The organism is Maricaulis salignorans, assembly GCF_900103475.1.
Taxonomy (GTDB): domain Bacteria; phylum Pseudomonadota; class Alphaproteobacteria; order Caulobacterales; family Maricaulaceae; genus Maricaulis; species Maricaulis salignorans.
The window spans coordinates 294,175-314,505 of the sequence record NZ_FNHG01000002.1 but is presented as its reverse complement, the minus strand read 5'-3'; the positions used below and the strand labels follow the sequence as shown (position 1 = coordinate 314,505).

Below are 20,331 nucleotides of genomic sequence, written 5' to 3'. Positions count from 1 at the left end.
TCATCTTCTCTGACTGAAAAGGGAATCAGACGCATGAAAATCACCACCCACCTCGCAGCCCTCGCCGCTGTCCTGGCGCTCGGCGCCGGCGCCGAGGCCCAGCAGCGCGACCAGATCCGCATTGTCGGGTCCTCGACGGTCTTCCCGTTCTCGACCGCCGTTGCCGAATCCTTCGGCGCCAAGACGCGTTTCTCCACGCCGGTCGTCGAATCGACCGGTTCGGGCGGCGGCTTCCGCCTGTTCTGTGCCGGTGTCGGCCTGGGCCAGCCGGACATCACCAATGCCTCGCGGCGCATGCATGCGTCGGAGTATGAGCGTTGCCAGGCCAATGGCGTGCGTCAGATCACCGAAGTGCGCATCGGCTTTGACGGTATCGTGCTCGGCTCTGCTGATCACGGCAATCCGCCGCTCGAGCTTACCCTGACCCAGCTCTGGCTGGCGCTGGCGGCAGAAGTGCCGGCCGATGACACCTGCACCAGCTTTATCGCCAATCCGAATAATCGCTGGTCAGATATCGACGCCTCCCTGCCGGCCCAGCGCATCGAAGTCTTCGGTCCGCCACCAACGTCCGGCACGCGCGATGCGTTCGTCGAGCTGGCCATGCAGGGCGGGGCCGAGGGCATTGCCTGTATGGACGCGCTCAAGGACAGCGATAGTGACCGTTTCGAAGGCATTGCCAGCCGCATTCGCGAAGACGGCAAATGGGTCGATGCCGGCGAGAATGACAACGCCATCGTCCAGACGCTGATGAATACGCCCGACGCTTTCGGCGTGTTCGGCTTTTCCTTCCTCGACCAGAATTCGGATCGCCTGCACGGTGCCATCATCAATGGCGTGACGCCGGAATTCGATGACATTGCGGATGGGTCCTATCCTGTGTCCCGTTCGCTCTACTTCTACGTCAAGAACCAGCACGCCGATCTCGTGCCTGGCCTGGCCGAGTATGTCGGTGAATTCACCTCGGATGATGCCTGGGGCGAGTTTGGTTATCTGACCGATCGCGGCCTGATCCCGCTGCCCGACAGTGAGCGTGAAGCGGTGGGCGAAGCGGCCCGCTCGCTGACCGCCATGACGCAGGCGCCGGAATAAGCGACGCCGCAGACTGAAATGGAAAACGCCGCCCCTCGGGGCGGCGTTTTTTGTTTCAGATCCGGAGCGGTCGGGGAGGCATGTTTGCCCTGCCAAACCGGAACGCGTCGATGCCGGAAGGCTTCAGTCCTCGACGCGCCGGCGGCGCAGACGTTGCCAGAAGCGCCGTCTTTCCGGCTTGGGCTGAGGCTTGAGATTGATGATGAAGTCGATTGCACACTGCTGCCAGGAATGCTTCTCGGCATGGGCGCGCGGGGCGGCGCGGTCGATCTCGAGACAATCGAGACAGGCCTGGCGCAGGTCCTCATTGATGAAACCACCGCCCGAGCCGGGAATAATATCCTTCGGGCCGTGGGCCGGGAAGGCCGCGACCGGTGTGCCGCAGGCCATAGCTTCCAGATTGACGAGGCCGAATGTGTCGGTCCAGCTCGGGAAGACGAAGACATCGGCATCGGCAAAATACCGCGCCAGTTCATCACCGAATTTCGATCCCGGGAACACCGCCTTGGGGTATTTGATGCCGAGCGATTCGCGCTGCGGTCCGTCGCCGACCACGACCTTGGTGCCCGGCAGGTCGAGCTCGAGGAAGCCTTCGATATTCTTCTCGACCGCGATGCGTCCGACATTGACCCAGATCGGGCGTTCCAGCCCCTCATAGACGTCCTTGCCATCAACCATCCGCTTGTCGGGGTTGAACTGGACCGTGTCGACGCCGCGCGCCCAGGGGGTCAGATTCTTGAAGCCGCGTGCGGCGAGGTCATCACGCATGGACGGCGTCGTCACCATCATCCGGCCGCCGGCATTATGGAACCAGCGCATGAAGGCATAGCCGGCCGCCAGCGGGATGATCGGGAAGCGGGCATTGATGTATTCAGGAAACTTGGTGTGATAGCTCGTGGTGAAGGGCAGTTTCCATTTCACACAGATCGCGCGTGCGGCCATGCCGAGCGGACCCTCGGTCGCGATGTGGATGGCCTCTGGCTCGAATTCCTTGAAGCGCCGGGCGATATCCTTGCGGGCACCGAAGGCGAGCTGGATCTCCGGATAGGTCGGCAGCGGCATGGTCTTGTAGCCGAGGCCGGGATGGATCACCTCGACTTCATGGCCCATGGCGCGGCATTCGGCGACGGTCCGTGACAGGGTACGCACGACCCCGTTCATTTGCGGTTCCCAGGCATCGGTCACCAGCATGATACGTTGCGGCTGCTCGTCGGCGCCGCTATCGGCATCGGCCGCCGCTGCAGCCTCGTCGTCATCAATGTCGGTGTCGGGACGTTCGGTTTGTTCGGTCATCGCGTTTTCTGTCTGCCTTCTTGCTACGGGCGGCGCCAGGCACTGGCAGGCTCGTCCTGTCTCTCGCCCAGCATAGCGGGCATTTGCGGGCGATGAAGCGGCGATAGCGGTTGGCCCGCCGCGGTGGGTCAGTCACCACGCATCGCGAACCGGGCGTCCGGGGAAAAGGGCTCGAAAAGCAGTGCCGGTCAAGGCGAAGATTCCGTCTCCGCGCTGGTCTGCAGCGGAAATTTCAATCTCTTCGCGGCCGAATCAGGCGGCGCGCTGCAAGCTTTTATCCCCGCAGGCCGGCGCGCGCTTTGGCGGCCATCCCCGCGCGCGCAGGTTTCGGCGGTGAAACAGAGGACTGGGCTTGCCGCGCCGGAAAGCCCGGATCATTCTCCGGACCATTCCCTGGCAGGCCATGCGGGCCCGTCGGCAATGGAGGGCACGCCTTGAATACACAGCCTCGCGACAGCATTAACTGGGACAGCCTCGATACGGTGAAATTCGCCGATGAGGACGAATCAGTCATCCATCTCGCTGAGCGCACGGGGTTGAATGCTGACGCCCAGGCGCGCATCCAGACGGCCGCGGTCAAGCTGGTTCAACGTGCCCGCAGTTCCAGCCGCAATCGCGGGCTGATGGAATCCTTCCTGCAGGAATTTGGCCTGTCCAACCGTGAGGGCCTGGCCCTGATGTGCCTGGCCGAAGCGCTGCTGCGCGTGCCCGATGCTGCGACGGCGGACCGGCTGATTGCCGAGAAGATCTCCGGTGGCGACTGGGTTGGCCACGCCGGCAAGTCGGAGAGCTGGCTCGTCAATGCCTCGACCCTGGGGCTGATGATGACCGGCGGGTTGATCGAGATCGATCCGGAAGCGCGCAAAAATCCCTCGCTCTATCTGCGCAAGATGACACAAAAGCTTGGTGAGCCGGTCATTCGCGCCGCCGTGATGCAGGCCATGCGGATTATGGGCGAGCAATTTGTGCTCGGCCGCACCATCAAGGAAGCCATCAAGCGCGGCCGCAAGGCCGGCAGCACATTATGCTCCTTCGACATGCTGGGCGAAGGCGCCCGTTCGGCTGCCGATGCGGCGCGTTACCAACAGCGCTATCTCGACGCGATTGCCGTGGTTGGCGCGGCCCGGGGCAAGGGACCGATCGAACAGGTGCATGGCGTATCGGTGAAGATTTCCGCCCTGCATCCGCGCTTTCATGCCGTGCAGCGCGAGCGGGTCATGGCCGAGGTCTACCCGCTCCTGCTCGAACAGGCACGCGCCGCCAAAGCCCAGGATATCAGCCTCTGCTTTGATGCCGAGGAGAGCGACCGGCTCGTCCTCAGCCTGCAATTATTTGACCGGCTGGCCCGCGAACCGGAGCTGGACGGCTGGGGCGGGCTCGGTCTTGCGGTCCAGGCCTACCAGAAGCGCGCACCGCAGGTGATCGAACGGGTGATCGCGCTCGGCCGGGCCACCGGACGCCGCTTGCTCGTGCGTCTGGTCAAGGGCGCCTATTGGGATACCGAGATCAAGCTGGCCCACCAGATGGGCTGGCCGGACTTTCCGGTCTGGACCACCAAGCCGGCGACCGATCTCAACTTCCTCGGCTGTGCCCGCGCCATGCTGGCGGCGCCGGATGCGATCTATGGTCAGTTCGCGACCCATAATGCCCACTCCCTGTGTGCCGTGCGCGAGCTGGCCGAACAGGCCGGGGTCGAGAGCTATGAGTTCCAGCGCCTGCACGGCATGGGCGAAGCGCTCTACCTGGCCGCTGATGAGGCCTATGGCGAGAGCGCGGTCCGGGTCTATGCGCCGGTTGGCAGCCATGAAGATCTCTTGCCCTATCTTGTGCGGCGCCTGCTGGAAAACGGCGCCAATACCTCCTTCGTCCACTCCTTCCTGGATCCGGACGTGCCGGCGGAGGATGTTGCCAGCGGACCGTTTGGCTCCCGCACGCCGTCAGCGCGCCACCCGTCCATCGCGACCCCGATGGAACTCTATGGCGAGGAGCGCGCCAATTCGGCCGGGATCGATCTGTCGCAGAGCGCTGTGCGCACGCGAATCGCCCGGGCGGTCGAAGCGCTCGACGCAGCCGGACCGATCATTTCCGCGCCGCTGATCGGCGGGATTGCCCGTCTCGGCGGTGCCGCGCGGGCCGGCCAGGAATTGCCGGTCACCAGTCCGGTCGACCGTTCGCGCATTGTCGGGACGGTGCTGGAAGCGACGACCGAGGATATTGACGCGGCCTTCGAGCTGGCCGTGGCGGCGCAGCGGATCTGGGATGCGCGCGGCGGCAAGGTTCGCGGCGCCATATTGCGCCAGATGGCCGATGCGCTGGAGGCCGATGGTGATCGCTTTCTGGCGCTGATGGCGCGCGAAGCCGGCAAGACCCTGGCCGATGGCGTTGCCGAATTGCGCGAGGCGGCTGACTTCTGCCGTTACTATGCCGCCCAGGCGGAGCGCGAATTCGACGCGCCGGTGCGGCTGCCCGGACCGGCCGGCGAGACCAATCATCTCGGCCTGAAGGGACGCGGCGTCTTCGTCTGTATCAGTCCGTGGAATTTCCCACTGGCGATCTTCACCGGCCAGCTCGCGGCCGCCCTGGCGGCGGGCAATGCGGTGATCGCCAAACCGGCGGAGCAAACGCCGCTGATTGCCCATGAAGCGGCGCGGCTCTTCTTCGAGGCCGGCCTGCCGGTCGATGTCCTGCACATCCTGCCCGGACGCGGCGAGAGCGTCGGCGCATCGCTGACCAATGACCCGCGCACGGCGGGTGTCGCCTTTACCGGTTCGACCGATGTCGCACGCATGATCAATCGATCCCTGGCGGCGCGTGACTGCGCCATCGGGCCGCTGATCGCCGAGACCGGCGGGCTGAACGCCATGTTCGTGGACACCACGGCCCTGCGCGAGCAAGTGGTCGATGATGCGACATTGTCCGCCTTCGGCTCGGCCGGTCAGCGCTGTTCGGCGCTGCGCATTCTTCTGGTGCCCGAAGACAATGCCGACGCGACCATCAAGGCGCTGGCTGGCGCGATGGATGAGCTGGCGATCGGTGATCCCGCTGATCCGGCAACCGATATCGGGCCGGTGATTGATGGTGAGGCGCGCGAGATCCTGCTGCGCCATATGGAAAGAATGGAAGCCCAGGGCACGGTGATCCGCCATCTCGATTCCGGCATATGGGGCGAGACCGGCTGTTATTTCGGACCAGCCCTGGTGGAATTGCCCTCGGTGGATCTGCTCGAGCGCGAAGTGTTCGGCCCGATTCTGCACGTCATCCGATACAAGCGGAACCAGTTGCACGATATCGCCGCCGCCCTGGCGTCGAAGGGCTATGGTCTGACCCTCGGTATTCACTCGCGGCTGGAGTCTTTCCACAGGGAAATCCAGGCGGCGGTGCCGGCGGGCAATGTCTATGTCAATCGGTCCATGACCGGCGCCGTTGTCGGGGTTCAGCCCTTCGGCGGAGAGGGCTTGTCGGGCACGGGTCCAAAGGCGGGCGGACCGCATTATCTGCACCGTTTTGCGGGCGAGCGATGCGTCACGGTCAATATCGCGGCCCAGGGCGGCGACCCCGAATTGCTCAATCTTTCCTGAGCCGGTTTCCGGCTTTTGCAGGCAGGCCTCAAACGGATTTGAGGCCTGCCTGCAGGGCTGTCTGATAGATTAACCGGGTATGCCGGCTTGCCTTCGTGGTTAACCGGTCATTAACTAAAAAAACCGCTTTCGACCGGTATGCCCCGTTGACCACGAGGCCAAGGTTGATCCACTATATATTGGGTCGGCTGGAGACAGCGGCACACTATACAGGTTTTTCCGACCATTCGGGTCTGCCGGGTACGCGAATCGACATCCGCGCACCGCAGGGAAGAATTGTCTCGGAGTTGAGGAGCATGACCACCATGACGCCACCGGATTCGGCCACCAGCCGCAAGTTAGACAGCGGCGCGGATATCGTCCGTGCGCCCCGCCGTGGACAGCCGAAATCGAACGCGGCGACGCATTTGCGCGTGGTGGAATCGATCCGTATCGATCGCAGCCGCGATGCCCTGCTGACCGAGTTCGGCAAGCGCACCCTGGAAGATCGCTATCTGCTCCCCGATGAGAGCTATCAGGACATGTTTGCCCGCGTCGCCACGGCCTATGCCGACGATGCCGAGCACGCCCAGCGCCTGTATGACTATATCTCGAATCTCTGGTTCATGCCGGCCACGCCGGTCCTGTCGAATGGCGGCGCCGAGCGCGGCCTGCCGATCTCCTGCTTCCTCAATTCGGTCGGCGACAGCCTCGACGATATTGTCGGCACCTGGACGGAAAATGTCTGGCTCGCTTCCAATGGCGGCGGCATCGGAACCTATTGGGGCGATGTCCGTTCGATCGGCGAGAAAATCGGCGTCAATGGCCAGACCTCCGGCATCATTCCCTTCATCCGCGTGATGGACAGCCTGACCCTGGCGATCTCGCAAGGGTCGCTGCGCCGCGGTTCAGCCGCCGTCTATCTCGACATCCACCATCCGGAAATCGAGGAATTTCTCGAAATCCGCAAGGCGTCCGGCGATTTCAATCGCAAGTCACTGAATCTCCATCACGGCCTCAACATCACCGATGCCTTCATGGAGGCCGTGCGCGATGATCTCGAGTTCGAACTGCTTTCGCCAAAAAGCAAAGAGGTCGTCAAGACCGTCAATGCGCGCAAGCTGTGGCAAAAAGTGATGGAGCTGCGCCTGCAGACCGGCGAGCCCTACATCATTTTCTCTGACACGGTGAACAACAACCTGCCGGCTCACCAGCGCAAGCTGGGCCTCAAGGTGCGCCAGTCGAATCTGTGTTCGGAAATCATGCTGCCGACCGGTTTCGATCATCATGGCAATGATCGCACTGCTGTGTGCTGCCTGTCCTCGTTGAACGCGACCAAATATCTCGAATGGAAGGATGATCCGACCTTCATCGAGGATATTTTCCGCTTCCTCGACAATGTGCTGCAGGACTTCATCGATCGCGCGCCACCGGAAATGGACCGCGCTGTATATTCGGCGATCTGCGAGCGTTCGGTCGGTCTCGGCCTGATGGGCTTCCACACCTTCCTGCAGCAGATGAATGCCCCGTTTGAATCGGCGATGGCGAAAAGCTGGAACATGAAGATGTTCAAGCATATCCGCACCCATGCCGATGCCGCCTCGGTGGTTCTGGCCGAGGAGCGCGGGGCCTGCCGCGATGCCGAAGAGAATGGCGTCAAGGCGCGCTTCTCGCACAAGCTGGCGATCGCGCCGACCGCTTCGATCTCGATCATTTGCGGCGGTGTCTCTGCCGGCATCGAGCCAATCCCGGCCAATGTCTACACCCACAAGACGCTGTCGGGTTCGACCACGGTCAAGAATCCGCAACTCGAAGCCCTGCTCGACGAGAAGGGCCTCAACGAGCCCGAGACCTGGTCCTCGATTCTCGAGCATGAAGGCTCGGTCCAGCATCTCGACGCGCTCGACGAGCACGAGAAGGCGCTGTTCCGTACCGCGTTTGAAATCGACCAGCGCTGGGTGATCGAGCATGCCGCCGACCGCACGCCTTTCGTGTGCCAGTCGCAATCGCTCAATGTCTTCCTGCCGGGCGATATCAATAAGTGGGATCTGCACATGCTGCATTGGACGGCCTGGGAGCGCGGCGTGAAATCGCTGTATTATTGCCGCTCCAAATCGGTCCAGCGCACCGCCTATGCCGGTTCGCAGAACAAGTCCGATATCGAGGAATCGCTCGCGGCCGCAGCCCCGACCGATTACGAGGAATGCCTCGCCTGCCAATAATTTGCTGGCCGCAGGGTATCGAAAACGCCGGTGCTTCCCCTCGGAGTGCCGGCGTTTTCACGTCGCGTCCGGGGCGGAGTAATTGGCCAGTCTCGTCAGAAAACTGACCCCCTCATCCGCATTTGGGTGGACGAAGGGCCGCGAAACCCGTTAACGATATTCTCGTTAAGGGTGAATCCGGGTGCGTTGGCACCTGGATTTTGCTTGTATCGCTTCTGGGGAGAGTGCGATGCGACTGGGACGGACATCACAATTGCTCTGCGCGGGCATAATCGCGTTCTCCGGTGCCAGCTATGTGCTGACAGCGCCCGGTCAGGCCCGGTCTGAATGGGCCTCCGCCAATCAGATGATCCAGGGACAGTTTGCGGCTGAAACCTCGGTCCGCCCACTCTCGGCTCCGGCAGCCCGCGTCGCGCTGACGGCGCTGGCGCTCAATTCCGGCCAGGCCGACCGCGATGCCTTTGCGGCGATGACAGTCCAGCCGGCGGCGCAATTTGATATGGGCGCGGCCGGGACGATCCAGGTCGCGGTGCTTGATGATGCCGCGCGCGATGCGAATTTCGGGATTACCCGGCCGGGCCGCGGCGAGCATTCCCCGGTCATTGTCGACCCGGCCGACCACCAGACCATTGTTGCGGTGAATTACGAACGGCCCTTCGTGTCGCGCGGCGAGGGCGAACAGCTCGATGTCTCGCTGACCCCGCGCGCAGCCGTCAGTCTCGGACCCGATGGCTCGGCCGCCGGTGCCGGTGCCGAGGTCCGCATCGGACGCTATCTCGCCGATGATTATCCCAGCTGGTATGTGTTCGCGGGCGCCGACCGGCGGGCGCTGATGTATGATCCGGCCCAGGGCATGGACTTCAATCGCGCCGTCTACATGACCTCACGCGAGGTGATCGGCGACGCCCAGGCTGGTGTCGCCATGCGGGTCGGTGAAGTCGATCTCTCACTGGCCTATGTGCAGCGCAATTATCGCTATGTGGTCGGTGTCGACAAATTTCGCGAGAGCGATAATTTTGGTGCCGTGACCGTGAATTGGCGCTGGTAGACTCAGTTTTCCCCCGGCAAACTGAGTCCAACCCGCATCTAGCTGTAGACGTTTTGCTAACCACAGACGCAATATGTTGTGTGTCGGGTCGAAACCGATTCCCATTTGCCTGAGGTGAGCCGCTATGACCGAGAAATCCGCTGACATTCCGGGTCTGATGACCCTGAGCCACGCCTACAAGCCGTTTCGTTATCCGTGGGCGCATGATTTCTGGAAGAAGCAGCAACAGGTTCACTGGATGCCGGAAGAGGTTCCGCTCGGTGAAGACTGCAAGGACTGGGCGACCAAGCTCAATGACAATGAGCGCAATCTGCTGACCCAGATCTTCCGCTTTTTCACCCAGTCCGACATTGAGGTGAACGATAATTACATGGAGCGCTATGCGCGCGTCTTCAAACCCGTCGAGGTGAAGATGATGCTGTCGGCCTTCTCCAATATGGAGACGATCCATATTGCCGCCTATGCGCTTCTGCTCGAGACGATCGGCATGCCCGACAGCGAATTCTCCGCCTTCATGGATTACAAGGCGATGTCGGACAAACACGATTTCATGCAGAAATTCGGTGTCGACAGCAATGAAGACATATTGCGCACGGTCGCGATGTTCGGCGCCTTCACCGAAGGCCTGCAACTGTTCGCGTCCTTCGCCATGCTGATGAATTTTCCGCGCCTCAACAAGATGAAGGGCATGGGCCAGATCGTCACCTGGTCGATTCGCGATGAGAGCCTGCATTGCGAAGGCATGATCAAGCTCTTCCACGCCTTCGCCGAAGAGACCGGCGCGCTGAGCCAGGCGGTCAAGGATGATATCGTCGATTGCTGCCGCACCGTCGTGGCACTGGAAGACAAATTCATCGAGCTCGCCTTCGAAATGGGCGAGGTCGAAGGCATGACCCCGGCCGATATCAAGACCTATATCCGCTACATCGCCGACTGGCGCCTGCAACAGCTCGGCCTGCCCAAGATCTACAATATCGAGAAACACCCGCTGCCCTGGCTGTCGGAGATTCTCAACGGCGTCGAACACGCCAATTTCTTCGAAGCCCGCGCCACGGAATATTCCAAGGGCGCCACCAAGGGCGACTGGCACGGCGATGACGGCGTCTGGTCAATGTTCGACCAGGGCAAGGCGAAAAAGGTCGAGCCGGCGGAGTAAACGTCTCGGGGACATGGTCCCGCTTCAGCGGGTGCGTGTCCCCATTTCGTGGGCGAGTATCCACTACGCAAAACGGGACACGCACCGGCCATGCGGCCGGAGCATGTCCCGCCCCCTAGATCACCGCCTCGCCGGCCGGCTCGCGCATATTATAGCTCGAGGCCATCACCCGCCCGTAAGCGCCGCCATTCGCGATGAGGAAGACGTCACCTTCCCAGGTCTCCGGCAGCAGGCGCTGGGCGCCCATGCGGTCCGCGGTTTCGCAGATCGGGCCGACGATATCGGCGACGTAGGCCGGGGCGTCGTCGAGATGGGTGAGGTTGAAAATCTCATGCCTTGCGCCGTAGAGGGCCGGGCGGATCAGGCTGTTCATGCCGGCATTGATGCCGACAAAGCGCGCATCCGGGGTCTGTTTCAGCTGGGTGACGCGGGCCAGCAGCACGCCGGCTTCGGCGATGATGAAGCGGCCCGGCTCGAGCCAGAAACTGTATTGCGGGAAGGCCGTGTGCAGATCGGTCAGCACCGCACCCAGGGCTTCCATATCGATGCGGCGCGCGCCAGAGGCTTCGTCGACACCAAGGCCGCCGCCGAGGTCGAGAATGCGGACATCAGGCAGGGCCCGCGCCGTTTCCGCCAGGAAGACGCCGACCCGGCGCCAGTGATCGGGATCGCTGATGCCGCTGCCGGAGTGGACGTGCAGGCCGATGATCTTCGCGCCGGCCCTGGCGGCCAGTTCGATGCCCTCGGGCAGCTCGTCGGCATGCAGGCCGAACTTCGCGTCAGGCCCGGCGGTGCGCACATGCTTGTGATGGCCTTCCGGGCGCTGGGGATTGATCCGCAGCGTGATCTCCGAACCGGCGAAAATCTCCGGCCAGTGGCGCAGCGGGTGCAGCCCGTCGAGGGTGAGGTGAATGCCGAGCTCGATCGCCTCGGCATATTCGCTGCGCGGCGCGAAATTCGGCGTGAACAGGATGCGGTCTACCGGCAGGCCCGGCACGGCCGCCATCGCCGCATGAACCTCGCCGATCGAGACGCATTCGATGCCGAGCCCGGCCGCGACCGCCGTGCGGATCACGTCGGGATGCCCGTTGGCCTTCATCGCATACCAGCCGCGGTCCAGGTGCGGCAGGGTGGCGACCGCTTCGGCCCGGGCCCTGACCGTCTCCAGGTCATAGACATAGAGCGGGGCGTCCTGCGGGCACAGTGCCAGCAGGGCGTCGCGCTTCGTGCGCCACCAGGCGGCTGGTCCGGCGGCATCTATGAGCGCATCGCTCTGACCGATCTCGCGCCAGCTCGGACCGAAAGTTGGGTCGAGCGGCTTGGGTTGGATCAGCTGGTCGTGCAGCCGGCGGCAGAGCGGCTTGCCCTGGTCCTCATCGACGACGACGGTCAGGTTGAGATCATTCGCGGCCTGGCTGATCAGGCGCACGGGATAATGGGCGAAGGCCTCCATCGCCGGCCCCAGCTGGGAGAGCAGGGCGCGTACACCGCGTCCGACCATGGAGACAGCGGCACAATTCTCGATCATTTCGACGCGGGCAATGGTGGAAAGTTCGTCCTGCAGCGCGGCCAGCACGGCCGGGGTGAGGGATGGATCCGCGTCCAGCGAAACAGTGACAGAGGTTTGCGAGGTCGAGACCAGATCGATCGAGACGCCATGGCGGGCGAAGGGCTCGAACGCGCTGGCGAGGAAGCCGGACGCGTGCCACATGCCGTCGCTGTCGAGTGTGATCAGGCGGACGCCGAACTTGACCGACACGGCCTTCAGACGCGGCGCGTCTTCCGATGGGCTGGCGCTGATCCGCGTGCCGCTGAGCTCTGCGCGGTGGGTGCACAAGACCTGCATCTCGATTCCGGCCTGACGCACCGGCGCGATGGCGCGCGGGTGCAGCACGGAGCCGCCCATGGAGGCGATCTCCTGGGCTTCGTCATAGCTGAGCGCCTTGATCTGGCGCGCTGCGCCGGTCAGGCGTGGGTCAGCGGAGAAGAAGCCGGGGACATCGGTCCATATCTCCAGCCGCTGCGCCCCGAGCTTGGCGGCGAAATAGGCGGCCGAGGTGTCCGAACCGCCGCGGCCGAGCAGGGCGGTATCGCCATCGCGGCGGCGGGCAATGAAGCCCTGGGTGAGGGCAACGTCGTATCCACCGCGATCGAGGCGTTGATGCAGTCCGGCATCGGGCCCGTGCTCGCAATCGGCGCTGAGATAACCGCTGACCGGACCACCGCTGCGGCTGGTCAGCAGATCGCGCGCGTCGAGCCATTGGCAGGCCAGGCCGGTCTGGTTGAGCCAGGCGGCGCTGAGGCGGGTGGCCATCAATTCACCCTGGGCCATGATGCGGGCGCGAGAGCGCGGCGAGGCATCCCCGGTCAGCGCCAGCCCGGCGCGCAGCTGTGTCAGCTCGGCAAGGAAGGGCGCCAGTACGGTTTCGCCATCGAGCTCCAGCTCTGAAGCGAGCGCGACATGCTGCGCCCTGATCGCGGCAAGCTCCGCCTCGCCCTGGCCCGCCATGGCAGCCGTGATCAGCGCTTCGAGCTGGTTGGAAATGCCGGCCAGCGCACTATGGACCACGAAGACGCGCTTGCCGTCCTTGCGCAGGGTCTCGATGCGTTTGGAAATCACGCGCCAGTCGGCCAGCGATTTGACGCTGGTGCCGCCGAATTTCAGAACGATCCAGTCTTGCGCGTTATCCATGGTGATCTCCAACCCGGTTGAGGGTGCCCGGCTCCTTACAGGCTTGACGTCTCGGGGCCAATGGATAGTTCGCGATCGGCCTGCTTTTCTGCGCCACTGCCCCGCCCTGGGAGTTTCGCGTTTACCCCTGCGGCAATTCGTGCAAGAGACTGGCGATGATGCCTTTTCAGATCGCCAAGACGCCTTCCGACGCCGTTGATCAGCTTGTTGTGCTGTACCAGGCCTCCGTTGAGCGGCTTCAGACCGCCCTCAAAGCCTTCCTCGATGGCGGTCCTCCACCCAGCCCGGAATCCCGTGCCCAGGGCGCTTTCGCCTATCCGGAATTACGGGTGACCTATTTGCCGGACGGACCGCCGCCGCCGGTCAGCCGGGCTTTCGGGAAGTTCACTGATACTGGGGTCTACGCCAATACGATCACCCATCCCGAGCTGTTCCGCGATTATCTGATCGAACAATTGACCCTGCTCGACAGCGAGTATGAGGTCACGATCGAGACCGGGCTTTCCCAGGTGGAAATGCCCTTCTCCTACGTGCTCGACGGTGCCGATGATCTCGATATGGATGCCGCCAGCCCGGCCGAGCTGGTCAATCATTTCCCCTATGCCGATCTGAGCAAGGTCAATGATGATCTGCCCAACGGGCTAAGCCCCTCCGTGCCCGGCATGGTGCGGCCGCTCAGCCTGTTTGCCGCGCCGCGCGTCGACTATTCGCTGCAGCGCCTGCGCCATTATACCGGCACGCCGTATGAGGATACGCAGCAATTTATCCTCTTCACCAATTATCACCGCTATGTCGATGCCTTCACCGGCTGGGCGATCCGCCAGCTGAAGGAAGACAATCACTATGATTCTTTCTCGGCCGCCGGCTTTGTCGAGGTCAATGCCGACACGCCCAATGCCCATGCCCTGGTCGAGGGTGCGCCCTGGCGCCGCTTCCAGATGCCCGCCTATCATCTCAAGGCCCCGGGTGGACGCGGCATTACCCTGGTCAATATCGGTGTCGGTCCGTCCAACGCCAAGACCATCACCGACCATCTCGCCGTGCTGCGCCCGCAGTGCTGGCTGATGATCGGCCATTGCGGCGGCCTGCGTCATTCCCAGCGGCTTGGCGATTATGTGCTCGCTCACGCCTATCTGCGCTATGACGGCGTGCTTGACGAGGATCTGCCGATCGAGGTGCCGGTGCCGCCGATTGCCGAGATCCAGATCGCGCTGGAAAGCGCTGTCGCCCAGGTCAGCGGCGACAAGGGCGAAGCCCTCAAGGCGCGCCTGCGCACCGGAACCGTCGCCACCTTTGCCGACCGGAACTGGGAATTGCGCTATGCCGCCCAGGCACGGCGCATCAATCAATCGCGCGCCATCGCCGTCGACATGGAATCGGCGACGATTGCCGCCAATGGCCTGCGTCTGCGCGTGCCCTATGGCACCTTGCTCTGCGTCTCCGACAAGCCCTTGCATGGCGAGCTCAAACTGCCCGGCGCGGCCAATCTCTTCTATCAGCGCTCGGTGTCCGAACACCTGGCTGCCGGTATTGAGACCGTCGAGATTCTCAAGCGTGATCGCGGCGCGGCGCTGCATTCACGCAAGCTGCGCAGTTTCGACGAGCCGCCTTTCCGCTAACGGGTGCAAAGATAGTCGACGCACAGGCTTGCCGCGCCGACCGGGATTGCCTAACTCCAAGGCATGACCCGGATCACTCCCCTCGACGGCGTTCACAATTTTCGCCATTTTCATGGCTATCAGACCCTGGATGGCGCGCGCGTGCGTCCCGGCCTGTACCGGTCGGGCCATTTCTCACGTTCGAGCGAGGCCGATCGCGAGCTGGTCCGTTTGCTGGGCATCACCGTGATCGCCGATCTGCGCCGCCCGCGCGAACGTGAGGCCGAGCCGTCTGCCTGGCCGACCGATCATGTCCTGCGCGTGATCTCGTCCGATGCCGATAATGATGGCGAGCCGCCCCATCTGAAATTCCTGCGCACCGGCGATCATTCGCTCGAAGCCGTGCGCGGCTATATGCAAAGCGCCTATCGCCGCATTCCGCAGGAGAAGGGCAATCAGTCCGTATTCCGCGAGGGTTTCAAGGCGCTGGCCTCGGGCGAGGCCGATGGCGGCTTTCTGGTCCATTGCGCCGCCGGCAAGGATCGCACCGGGATATTCTGTGCCCTGGTGCTCGGTGAGCTCGGGGTCAGCCAGGACGAGATCATCGAGGACTATCTGCTGACCAATACGGCGGTCGATTTCGACAGTCTGGTGCCGATGGTGCGCCAGCGCCTGCAGGAGAATTATGGTAAAGTCATGCCGGAGGAGGTGATGCGCGCCTTCCTCGGTGTCGAGGCCGACCTGCTTCACACCGCGCTGACCACAATCGGTGACCGCGACCGGTATCTGCGCGATGTGCTCGGCATTACCGATGAAGAGCGTGCGGCGCTGCGGGAGCGCTGGCTGGAGCGATGAGCCCGCTCGCCGGACAGGCAGTCCTCGGGGCCGCAGCCCGGCCCCTGCTCGAGATCATCCGGCCCTGGCGCGATCCGATTGCCGCCTTTGCCCCGCTGGCCGGCGAGGACAGGGCGCTGTTGCTGCATGATGGACGCAGTGGCCGGGCGCGTATTTTCGCCAGGCCCTCGCGGGTTTTCGGCGATGGCACGCGCGCCGGTTTCGAGGCGCTGCAGGCTGAATTCCGCAAGCCCGGTACCGAGGGCATGCTGGCCGGTCTGTTCGGCTATGACCTGGCATCTGTCTTTGAAACCCTGCCGGCCTATCCGGCCCGCTGGCCGGCGCTTGCCTTCGCGCGCTACCCGGTCTGGGCCGAATTCGATCAGACGGCCGGCACATTTGCCGTGCGCGGGCGTGATCTGGAATCGATGCATGATTTTGCCGATGTGCTGACATCGGGAGAGGCGCCCGTTCCAGGGGCCGCAGTATCTGCGGCCGGCTGGTCGCCGCGCTGGTCGCCCGAGCACTATCTCGCCGCAGCCGGCCGCGCGCGCGATTATGTGCATGCCGGCGATGTCTTCCAGGTCAATCTTTCACAGGCCTTCGAAGCCGAGCTGAGCCCGGGCGATGATCCCTATGCGGTGTTCGAACGCCTGTGCCGCGCCAGCCCGGCCCCCCATGCCGCCTATTTCCGGCTTGATGCCGACCATGTGATCCTGACCAATTCACCCGAGCGCTTCGTGTCCGTGCGCAGCGGTCATGTCGAGGCGCGTCCGATCAAGGGTACGCGCAAGCGCTCAGGCGATGCGCTCGAAGACGCTGCGCTGGCGCGTGAACTGGCCGCCAGCGCCAAGGACCGGGCCGAAAACCTGATGATCGTCGATCTGATGCGCAATGATCTCTCGCGAGTCTGCGCGCCCGGATCTGTCCGCGTGCCGGTGCTCTGCGACGTGGAAACCTATGCCAATGTGCATCATCTGGTCTCCGTCATTGAGGGCGAGCTGGACGTCGGCCTCGATGCGTTCGACCTGGTCGCCGCCAGCTTCCCGCCCGGCTCCATCACCGGCGCGCCGAAGGTGCGCGCGATGCAGATCATTGCCGAGCTGGAGGGCGAATCGCGCGGACCCTATTGCGGGGCCCTTGGCTGGATTTCCCAGGACGGCGACATGGATCTCAATGTGATGATCCGTACAGCGGCGATACGGCGGGACGGCAATGTCTGGCACGCCAGCATACGCTCCGGCGGTGGCATCATCGCCGATTCCGATCCCCAGGCGGAGTATGAGGAGACCCTGACCAAGGCATCGGCCCTGCGCCGGGCGGTGGAGGGGCCGGCATGACGATCTGGCTGAATGGTGAATGGCTCGAGGGTGATCTGGCCGGCCTCGATGTGGCTGATCGCGGCCTTCTGCTCGGCGACGGCCTGTTTGAGACGCTGCGCTATAGCGACGGACGCGTGCGCCGGCTTGATGCCCATGAGCAAAGATTACGCACCAGTTGCCGGGCGCTGGATCTGACCTGCCCACTGGACCGGATCTCGCTGGAGCCGCTCATCGCTGAACTGGTCGCGCGCGCGGGCCTGACGGATGCCGCGATCCGTTTGACACTGACCGCCGGCTGCGGCGAGCGCGGTCTGGCCCGGACGGGAGCGGACGAGCCGTCCTGCCTGATCAGCGCTGCCCCCCTGGCGCCGCCACCCGCAGCCCTCAGCCTCGCCAGCACTGGCGCGCAGCGCGCCGGCAACAGTTTCGCGGCACGGCATAAGACGTTGAGCTACATCGATAATGTGATGGCCCGGCGTGAGGCGCGGCGCGCCGGTGCCGATATGGCGCTTTTGCTCGACACGCAGGGCCGGCTCTCCGGTGCTGACTGCGCCAATCTGTTCTGGCACCGCGATGGCCGTCTCTTCACCCCGGCGCTGGCGTGTGCGGTTTTGCCCGGTACGGCGCGGGCGGCGATTATCGCCGCACTGGATGTCGAGCAGGGCGAGTTCGGCCCGGACAGCCTGGACGCGGCCGATTGTGTCTTTGTGACCAATGCGCTGATGGGGGCGGTGGCGGTCAGCCGGATTGACGGCAAGCCCGCCGGAGCCGGGCAAGCAGTGCCCGAGGCCGTCAGGGCTGTGCTGGACTAGCTGCGGGCGACAACAATCGACTGGCGCGGGCGCAGATAGAAGACTTCGCTGATATCGAACTGGCTGACGCCGAGCTCGCTGAACATGGTGTCGTAGCGGTATTTGACTTCGACCATGATGACGGACCGGTTGCGTTGCAGGACGCCCGCAGGCACTGGCGCGCTGCCGCCAGCCGCATAGGCCGTCATGCCGACGGCATCACTCCACTGCACGCGCACGTCGTCGGAACCATTCATCAGAACGCTTGTAATGCGCACCTGGAGCGGAGCGGTATTGAAGGGGGCGATGATGACCCCGCCGGCATTCATGATGTCGGCCATTTCGCCGTCTGTGATGACATCATCCTGCGCCACCAGGTCGGCGAGGGCGCTGGCCGCACTGGTGATCTTGCGATCAATGGACAGGGCGAGGCTGATCTCGACCGCACCGAGATAGAGCAGGATCATGAAAGGGGCGATCAGCGCGAATTCAACGGCTGATGCGCCGCGGCGATCGCCGCAGACCCGTTTCAGGGCTTGTTTGAGGGCATTAATCATCAAAGGGCTCGTTTCGGAACACGCTGGCCGCTGACAACAGCCGCTGATTGCCACCCATATTCGACAATGCGCCGCCGAAATTCGGCGTCAGCAATGACCAGCGGTAGAAGACGCGAACGAGGACGATGTCGCCGGCCTCGCCCGGATCCCAGCCGAAGCTGGCATTGTCGAGCGTGCCGTCCGGATTGACCGGGCTGCTTTGATCGACCGTGTTGAAGCCCTGGAAGACGCGGACGTCAAATTCCAGGCGGTCGCAATCGCCAACAACTTCGATACGGGCGCAGACTTCATCCTGGAAGCCCTCACGCGTCATGCCGGCAGCCTGGGCCTGGCCGGTGCGGATCTCGCGGGCGGTTTCAAGTACAGCGTTTTCAAGCACTGTGCTGGTGAAGAAAACCGCGGCGATCTCGATCATCGCGAAGAGCAGGAAAAAGAAAGGCGCGGCCACCAGCGCAAACTCGACGGCCGTCGCCCCGGAGCGGTCGCGCCGGGCACGGCGAAACAGTCGCAGCAGTGGCTGGCCGGAAGTCTTTGACGTCAGGCGGCTCATGATCGTGACTCCACAGAATGATGGTATCGGGTCTCTGCCGTCAGGACGGGTCGCTGACCGCCGTTTCCACGATGGCCAGGCGGCTCGACTGCTGCTCGGTCAGTATTCCCGCACGTGCGGAGTCATCGCCGACACGAGGCACTTCATCGCAGGTATCCGCGCAGGAGAAGGTGGAGCGTTCGGCCCCTCGATACAGGGCCACCTGGTTTTCGATCGGATTGGTGACCGCGATTTCGCGCGAGTAGATCACCCGGCCGATACGATCCATCGCGATGACATTGGTCCGGCCCTGCAGCCGTCCGGTCAGGATCAGGGTACGGCCGTCATGAACGAGCGCATCAGCGATGGAAGGATTGCCGACAATGATGGCCGAGGCTTCGCCGGGCAGGCGCACGACTTGTGCATGCTCGACAGCGATCGTCAGATCCTCGGCGAGCGCCGGCGCGCTGCATACGAGGGCGAGGGTCATGATGGATGCAAATCGGCAGATCATGGAGGCGCTCCGTGGACACGGGTGATCCGTGTATGAGCCATCATCTCGCGCGCGTCTGAATCTTTTCTAAACGCGGATGCAATTGTTCGAATGGAAATCAAGCGTCCAATATTGTGGTTTTGTTTACTATAGCGATCACTTGCTGATATATAGATTTTGTTAATCACGATTATTTACTGGATGGAAATTCTTCTCGTGTCTATTGGTCAGCGTTCAGGAGGGGTCGGGACGGATCGTCTCCTGGTGGTGTGGACCTTTACGGGAGTAAAAAAAATGAAAATGATTTCTCGCTTTTTCAAAGACGAATCTGGTGCAACTGCAATTGAGTACGGCCTCATCGCCGCTCTGATCGCTGTCGTCATCATCGGCGCTGTCACTGCGCTCGGCACCGAGCTTTCCGGTAATTTCGCTGCGATCACCGCCGCGATCTAAACCGCACCCGCAATATCGGGTTAAAGCAGGGCCGCTCCGAAAGGAGCGGCCTTTGTTTTGTTTGATGACCTCTGTACAGTGCAGATCGTGGTTTTCGCCAACCTGCCATTAATGCTCTGGCGCTAATCTGCCCCGATCTGCAGACCGGGGAATGAATCCATGCTTGTTCAAATCGCCAGCCTGGGCCTTGTGGCCCTGCTCCTGTACGGTGCCTTCACCGACGCAACCCGCTTCATCATTCCCAACTGGCTGACAATCGCCATTGCCGTGCTCTTCCCTGTCGCCGCGGTGCTGGCCGGTTTCGGCTGGGCTGATGCAGGCAACCACCTCCTGGCCGGAATGCTGGCGCTGGTTCTGGGCATGGCTCTGTTTGCGCCCGGCTGGGTCGGCGGCGGTGATGCCAAATTATTTGCAGCGACAGCGCTCTGGTTCGGCTGGCCAGGCCTCGCCGTGTTCCTGATCCATACCGTGCTGCTCGGTGGCGTGCTGGTGCTGGTTCTGATCATTGCGCGCAAGGCGCTGCCGATGGCCGGTATTTCCCCGGAAAAGCTGGCGGGAAGCGCCCTCGCACCGGCTGCTCCCGTGCCCTATGGCATCGCGATTGCGGGCGGCGCGCTGTGGAGTTTGCCCGCCACGGTCTTCGCATTTCAGTTTTGAAGCGCCAGAAAATACGCAGGAAATGCGGCAATGTCGGGAT

General features: G+C 63.2%; 16 protein-coding genes. 11 read left to right on the top strand and 5 right to left on the bottom strand.

Features of this window, described 5'->3' with window-relative positions:
* The first annotated feature begins 33 nt into the window (after nt 1-33).
* The gene (locus tag BLT42_RS03370; RefSeq protein ID WP_091766755.1) at nt 34-1,089 is read left to right on the top strand and encodes a substrate-binding domain-containing protein; all 1,056 of its coding nucleotides are present in this window, start codon (nt 34-36) and stop codon (nt 1,087-1,089) included.
* A gap of 123 nt (nt 1,090-1,212) precedes the next feature.
* Here the strand turns inward: BLT42_RS03370 and BLT42_RS03365 are convergent, their stop codons facing one another.
* Entirely contained in the window at nt 1,213-2,280 is a 1,068-nt protein-coding gene (locus tag BLT42_RS03365; protein ID WP_199287692.1) for a glycosyltransferase family 4 protein, read from the bottom strand.
* 536 nt (nt 2,281-2,816) lie between these two features.
* Here BLT42_RS03365 and putA point away from each other — a divergent pair.
* From putA to BLT42_RS03345, 4 genes are all read left to right on the top strand, one after another.
* Nucleotides 2,817-5,960, top strand: coding sequence for a bifunctional proline dehydrogenase/L-glutamate gamma-semialdehyde dehydrogenase PutA (gene putA / locus BLT42_RS03360; RefSeq protein ID WP_091766749.1), 3,144 nt, complete (start codon nt 2,817-2,819; stop codon nt 5,958-5,960).
* A 305-nt stretch (nt 5,961-6,265) separates the two neighbouring features.
* Nucleotides 6,266-8,161: a ribonucleoside-diphosphate reductase subunit alpha gene (locus BLT42_RS03355; protein ID WP_091766923.1), complete on the top strand. Its 1,896-nt coding sequence runs from the start codon at nt 6,266-6,268 to the stop codon at nt 8,159-8,161.
* A 229-nt stretch (nt 8,162-8,390) separates the two neighbouring features.
* The gene (locus tag BLT42_RS03350; protein WP_091766746.1) at nt 8,391-9,209 is read left to right on the top strand and encodes a lipid A-modifier LpxR family protein; all 819 of its coding nucleotides are present in this window, start codon (nt 8,391-8,393) and stop codon (nt 9,207-9,209) included.
* A 124-nt stretch (nt 9,210-9,333) separates the two neighbouring features.
* Nucleotides 9,334-10,365 carry a ribonucleotide-diphosphate reductase subunit beta gene (locus BLT42_RS03345; protein WP_091766743.1) on the top strand — a complete coding sequence of 344 codons (1,032 nt, stop codon included), beginning with the start codon at nt 9,334-9,336 and terminating at the stop codon, nt 10,363-10,365.
* A 115-nt stretch (nt 10,366-10,480) separates the two neighbouring features.
* Here BLT42_RS03345 and BLT42_RS03340 read toward each other — a convergent pair whose 3' ends face one another.
* Nucleotides 10,481-13,057, bottom strand: a complete 2,577-nt coding sequence (locus tag BLT42_RS03340; protein WP_091766740.1) for a bifunctional aspartate kinase/diaminopimelate decarboxylase — start codon at nt 13,055-13,057, stop codon at nt 10,481-10,483.
* A 155-nt stretch (nt 13,058-13,212) separates the two neighbouring features.
* Between BLT42_RS03340 and BLT42_RS03335 the strand changes: the two genes are divergently transcribed.
* The 4 genes from BLT42_RS03335 to BLT42_RS03320 all read left to right on the top strand — a co-directional run bounded on the left by BLT42_RS03335 (nt 13,213) and on the right by BLT42_RS03320 (nt 17,623).
* Nucleotides 13,213-14,676 (top strand): AMP nucleosidase, encoded by a 1,464-nt coding sequence (locus BLT42_RS03335; RefSeq protein WP_233342287.1) that lies wholly within the window; start codon nt 13,213-13,215, stop codon nt 14,674-14,676.
* A 63-nt stretch (nt 14,677-14,739) separates the two neighbouring features.
* Nucleotides 14,740-15,510, top strand: coding sequence for a tyrosine-protein phosphatase (locus BLT42_RS03330; RefSeq protein WP_091766738.1), 771 nt, complete (start codon nt 14,740-14,742; stop codon nt 15,508-15,510).
* Nucleotides 15,507-16,829 (top strand): aminodeoxychorismate synthase component I, encoded by a 1,323-nt coding sequence (pabB, locus tag BLT42_RS03325; RefSeq protein ID WP_091766735.1) that lies wholly within the window; start codon nt 15,507-15,509, stop codon nt 16,827-16,829. Before BLT42_RS03330 ends, pabB begins: the two co-directional genes overlap by 4 nt.
* Nucleotides 16,826-17,623: an aminotransferase class IV gene (locus BLT42_RS03320; RefSeq protein WP_091766732.1), complete on the top strand. Its 798-nt coding sequence runs from the start codon at nt 16,826-16,828 to the stop codon at nt 17,621-17,623. The genes pabB and BLT42_RS03320 overlap by 4 nt, the downstream gene beginning before the upstream one ends.
* On the opposite strand, the gene BLT42_RS03315 is transcribed toward BLT42_RS03320, so the two are convergent.
* From BLT42_RS03315 to BLT42_RS03305, 3 genes are read right to left on the bottom strand one after another with little or no spacing between them, the layout of a single operon-like run.
* The gene (locus tag BLT42_RS03315) at nt 17,620-18,159 is read right to left on the bottom strand and encodes a TadE/TadG family type IV pilus assembly protein (protein ID WP_091766729.1); all 540 of its coding nucleotides are present in this window, start codon (nt 18,157-18,159) and stop codon (nt 17,620-17,622) included. The genes BLT42_RS03320 and BLT42_RS03315 overlap by 4 nt on opposite strands.
* Entirely contained in the window at nt 18,152-18,709 is a 558-nt protein-coding gene (locus BLT42_RS03310) for a TadE/TadG family type IV pilus assembly protein (protein ID WP_091766726.1), read from the bottom strand. The genes BLT42_RS03315 and BLT42_RS03310 overlap by 8 nt, the downstream gene beginning before the upstream one ends.
* Nucleotides 18,710-18,749: 40 nt before the next feature.
* On the bottom strand, nt 18,750-19,178 hold the full coding sequence (locus BLT42_RS03305) for a pilus assembly protein N-terminal domain-containing protein (RefSeq protein ID WP_233342286.1): 429 nt from the start codon (nt 19,176-19,178) through the stop codon (nt 18,750-18,752).
* A gap of 297 nt (nt 19,179-19,475) precedes the next feature.
* On the opposite strand from BLT42_RS03305, the gene BLT42_RS15345 reads away from it, so the two are divergent.
* Both BLT42_RS15345 and BLT42_RS03295 read left to right on the top strand, forming a co-directional pair.
* The gene (locus tag BLT42_RS15345; protein ID WP_091766720.1) at nt 19,476-19,634 is read left to right on the top strand and encodes a Flp family type IVb pilin; all 159 of its coding nucleotides are present in this window, start codon (nt 19,476-19,478) and stop codon (nt 19,632-19,634) included.
* A gap of 159 nt (nt 19,635-19,793) precedes the next feature.
* Nucleotides 19,794-20,291, top strand: coding sequence for an A24 family peptidase (locus BLT42_RS03295; protein ID WP_091766717.1), 498 nt, complete (start codon nt 19,794-19,796; stop codon nt 20,289-20,291).
* Nucleotides 20,292-20,331 lie beyond the last annotated feature (40 nt).

What these genes read in the sequence shown, in the direction of transcription:
- BLT42_RS03365 (WP_199287692.1), bottom strand. Translation starts at nt 2,280, where the DNA reads ATGCTGGTGACCGATGCCTGGGAACCGCAAATGAACGGGGTCGTGCGT.
- pabB (WP_091766735.1), top strand. Translation starts at nt 15,507, where the DNA reads ATGAGCCCGCTCGCCGGACAGGCAGTCCTCGGGGCCGCAGCCCGGCCC.
- BLT42_RS03320 (WP_091766732.1), top strand. Translation starts at nt 16,826, where the DNA reads ATGACGATCTGGCTGAATGGTGAATGGCTCGAGGGTGATCTGGCCGGC.
- BLT42_RS03330 (WP_091766738.1), top strand. Translation starts at nt 14,740, where the DNA reads ATGACCCGGATCACTCCCCTCGACGGCGTTCACAATTTTCGCCATTTT.
- BLT42_RS15345 (WP_091766720.1), top strand. Translation starts at nt 19,476, where the DNA reads ATGAAAATGATTTCTCGCTTTTTCAAAGACGAATCTGGTGCAACTGCA.
- BLT42_RS03345 (WP_091766743.1), top strand. Translation starts at nt 9,334, where the DNA reads ATGACCGAGAAATCCGCTGACATTCCGGGTCTGATGACCCTGAGCCAC.
- BLT42_RS03340 (WP_091766740.1), bottom strand. Translation starts at nt 13,057, where the DNA reads ATGGATAACGCGCAAGACTGGATCGTTCTGAAATTCGGCGGCACCAGC.
- BLT42_RS03295 (WP_091766717.1), top strand. Translation starts at nt 19,794, where the DNA reads ATGCTTGTTCAAATCGCCAGCCTGGGCCTTGTGGCCCTGCTCCTGTAC.
- BLT42_RS03370 (WP_091766755.1), top strand. Translation starts at nt 34, where the DNA reads ATGAAAATCACCACCCACCTCGCAGCCCTCGCCGCTGTCCTGGCGCTC.
- BLT42_RS03350 (WP_091766746.1), top strand. Translation starts at nt 8,391, where the DNA reads ATGCGACTGGGACGGACATCACAATTGCTCTGCGCGGGCATAATCGCG.
- BLT42_RS03355 (WP_091766923.1), top strand. Translation starts at nt 6,266, where the DNA reads ATGACGCCACCGGATTCGGCCACCAGCCGCAAGTTAGACAGCGGCGCG.
- BLT42_RS03335 (WP_233342287.1), top strand. Translation starts at nt 13,213, where the DNA reads ATGATGCCTTTTCAGATCGCCAAGACGCCTTCCGACGCCGTTGATCAG.
- BLT42_RS03305 (WP_233342286.1), bottom strand. Translation starts at nt 19,178, where the DNA reads ATGACCCTCGCCCTCGTATGCAGCGCGCCGGCGCTCGCCGAGGATCTG.
- BLT42_RS03315 (WP_091766729.1), bottom strand. Translation starts at nt 18,159, where the DNA reads ATGATTAATGCCCTCAAACAAGCCCTGAAACGGGTCTGCGGCGATCGC.
- BLT42_RS03310 (WP_091766726.1), bottom strand. Translation starts at nt 18,709, where the DNA reads ATGAGCCGCCTGACGTCAAAGACTTCCGGCCAGCCACTGCTGCGACTG.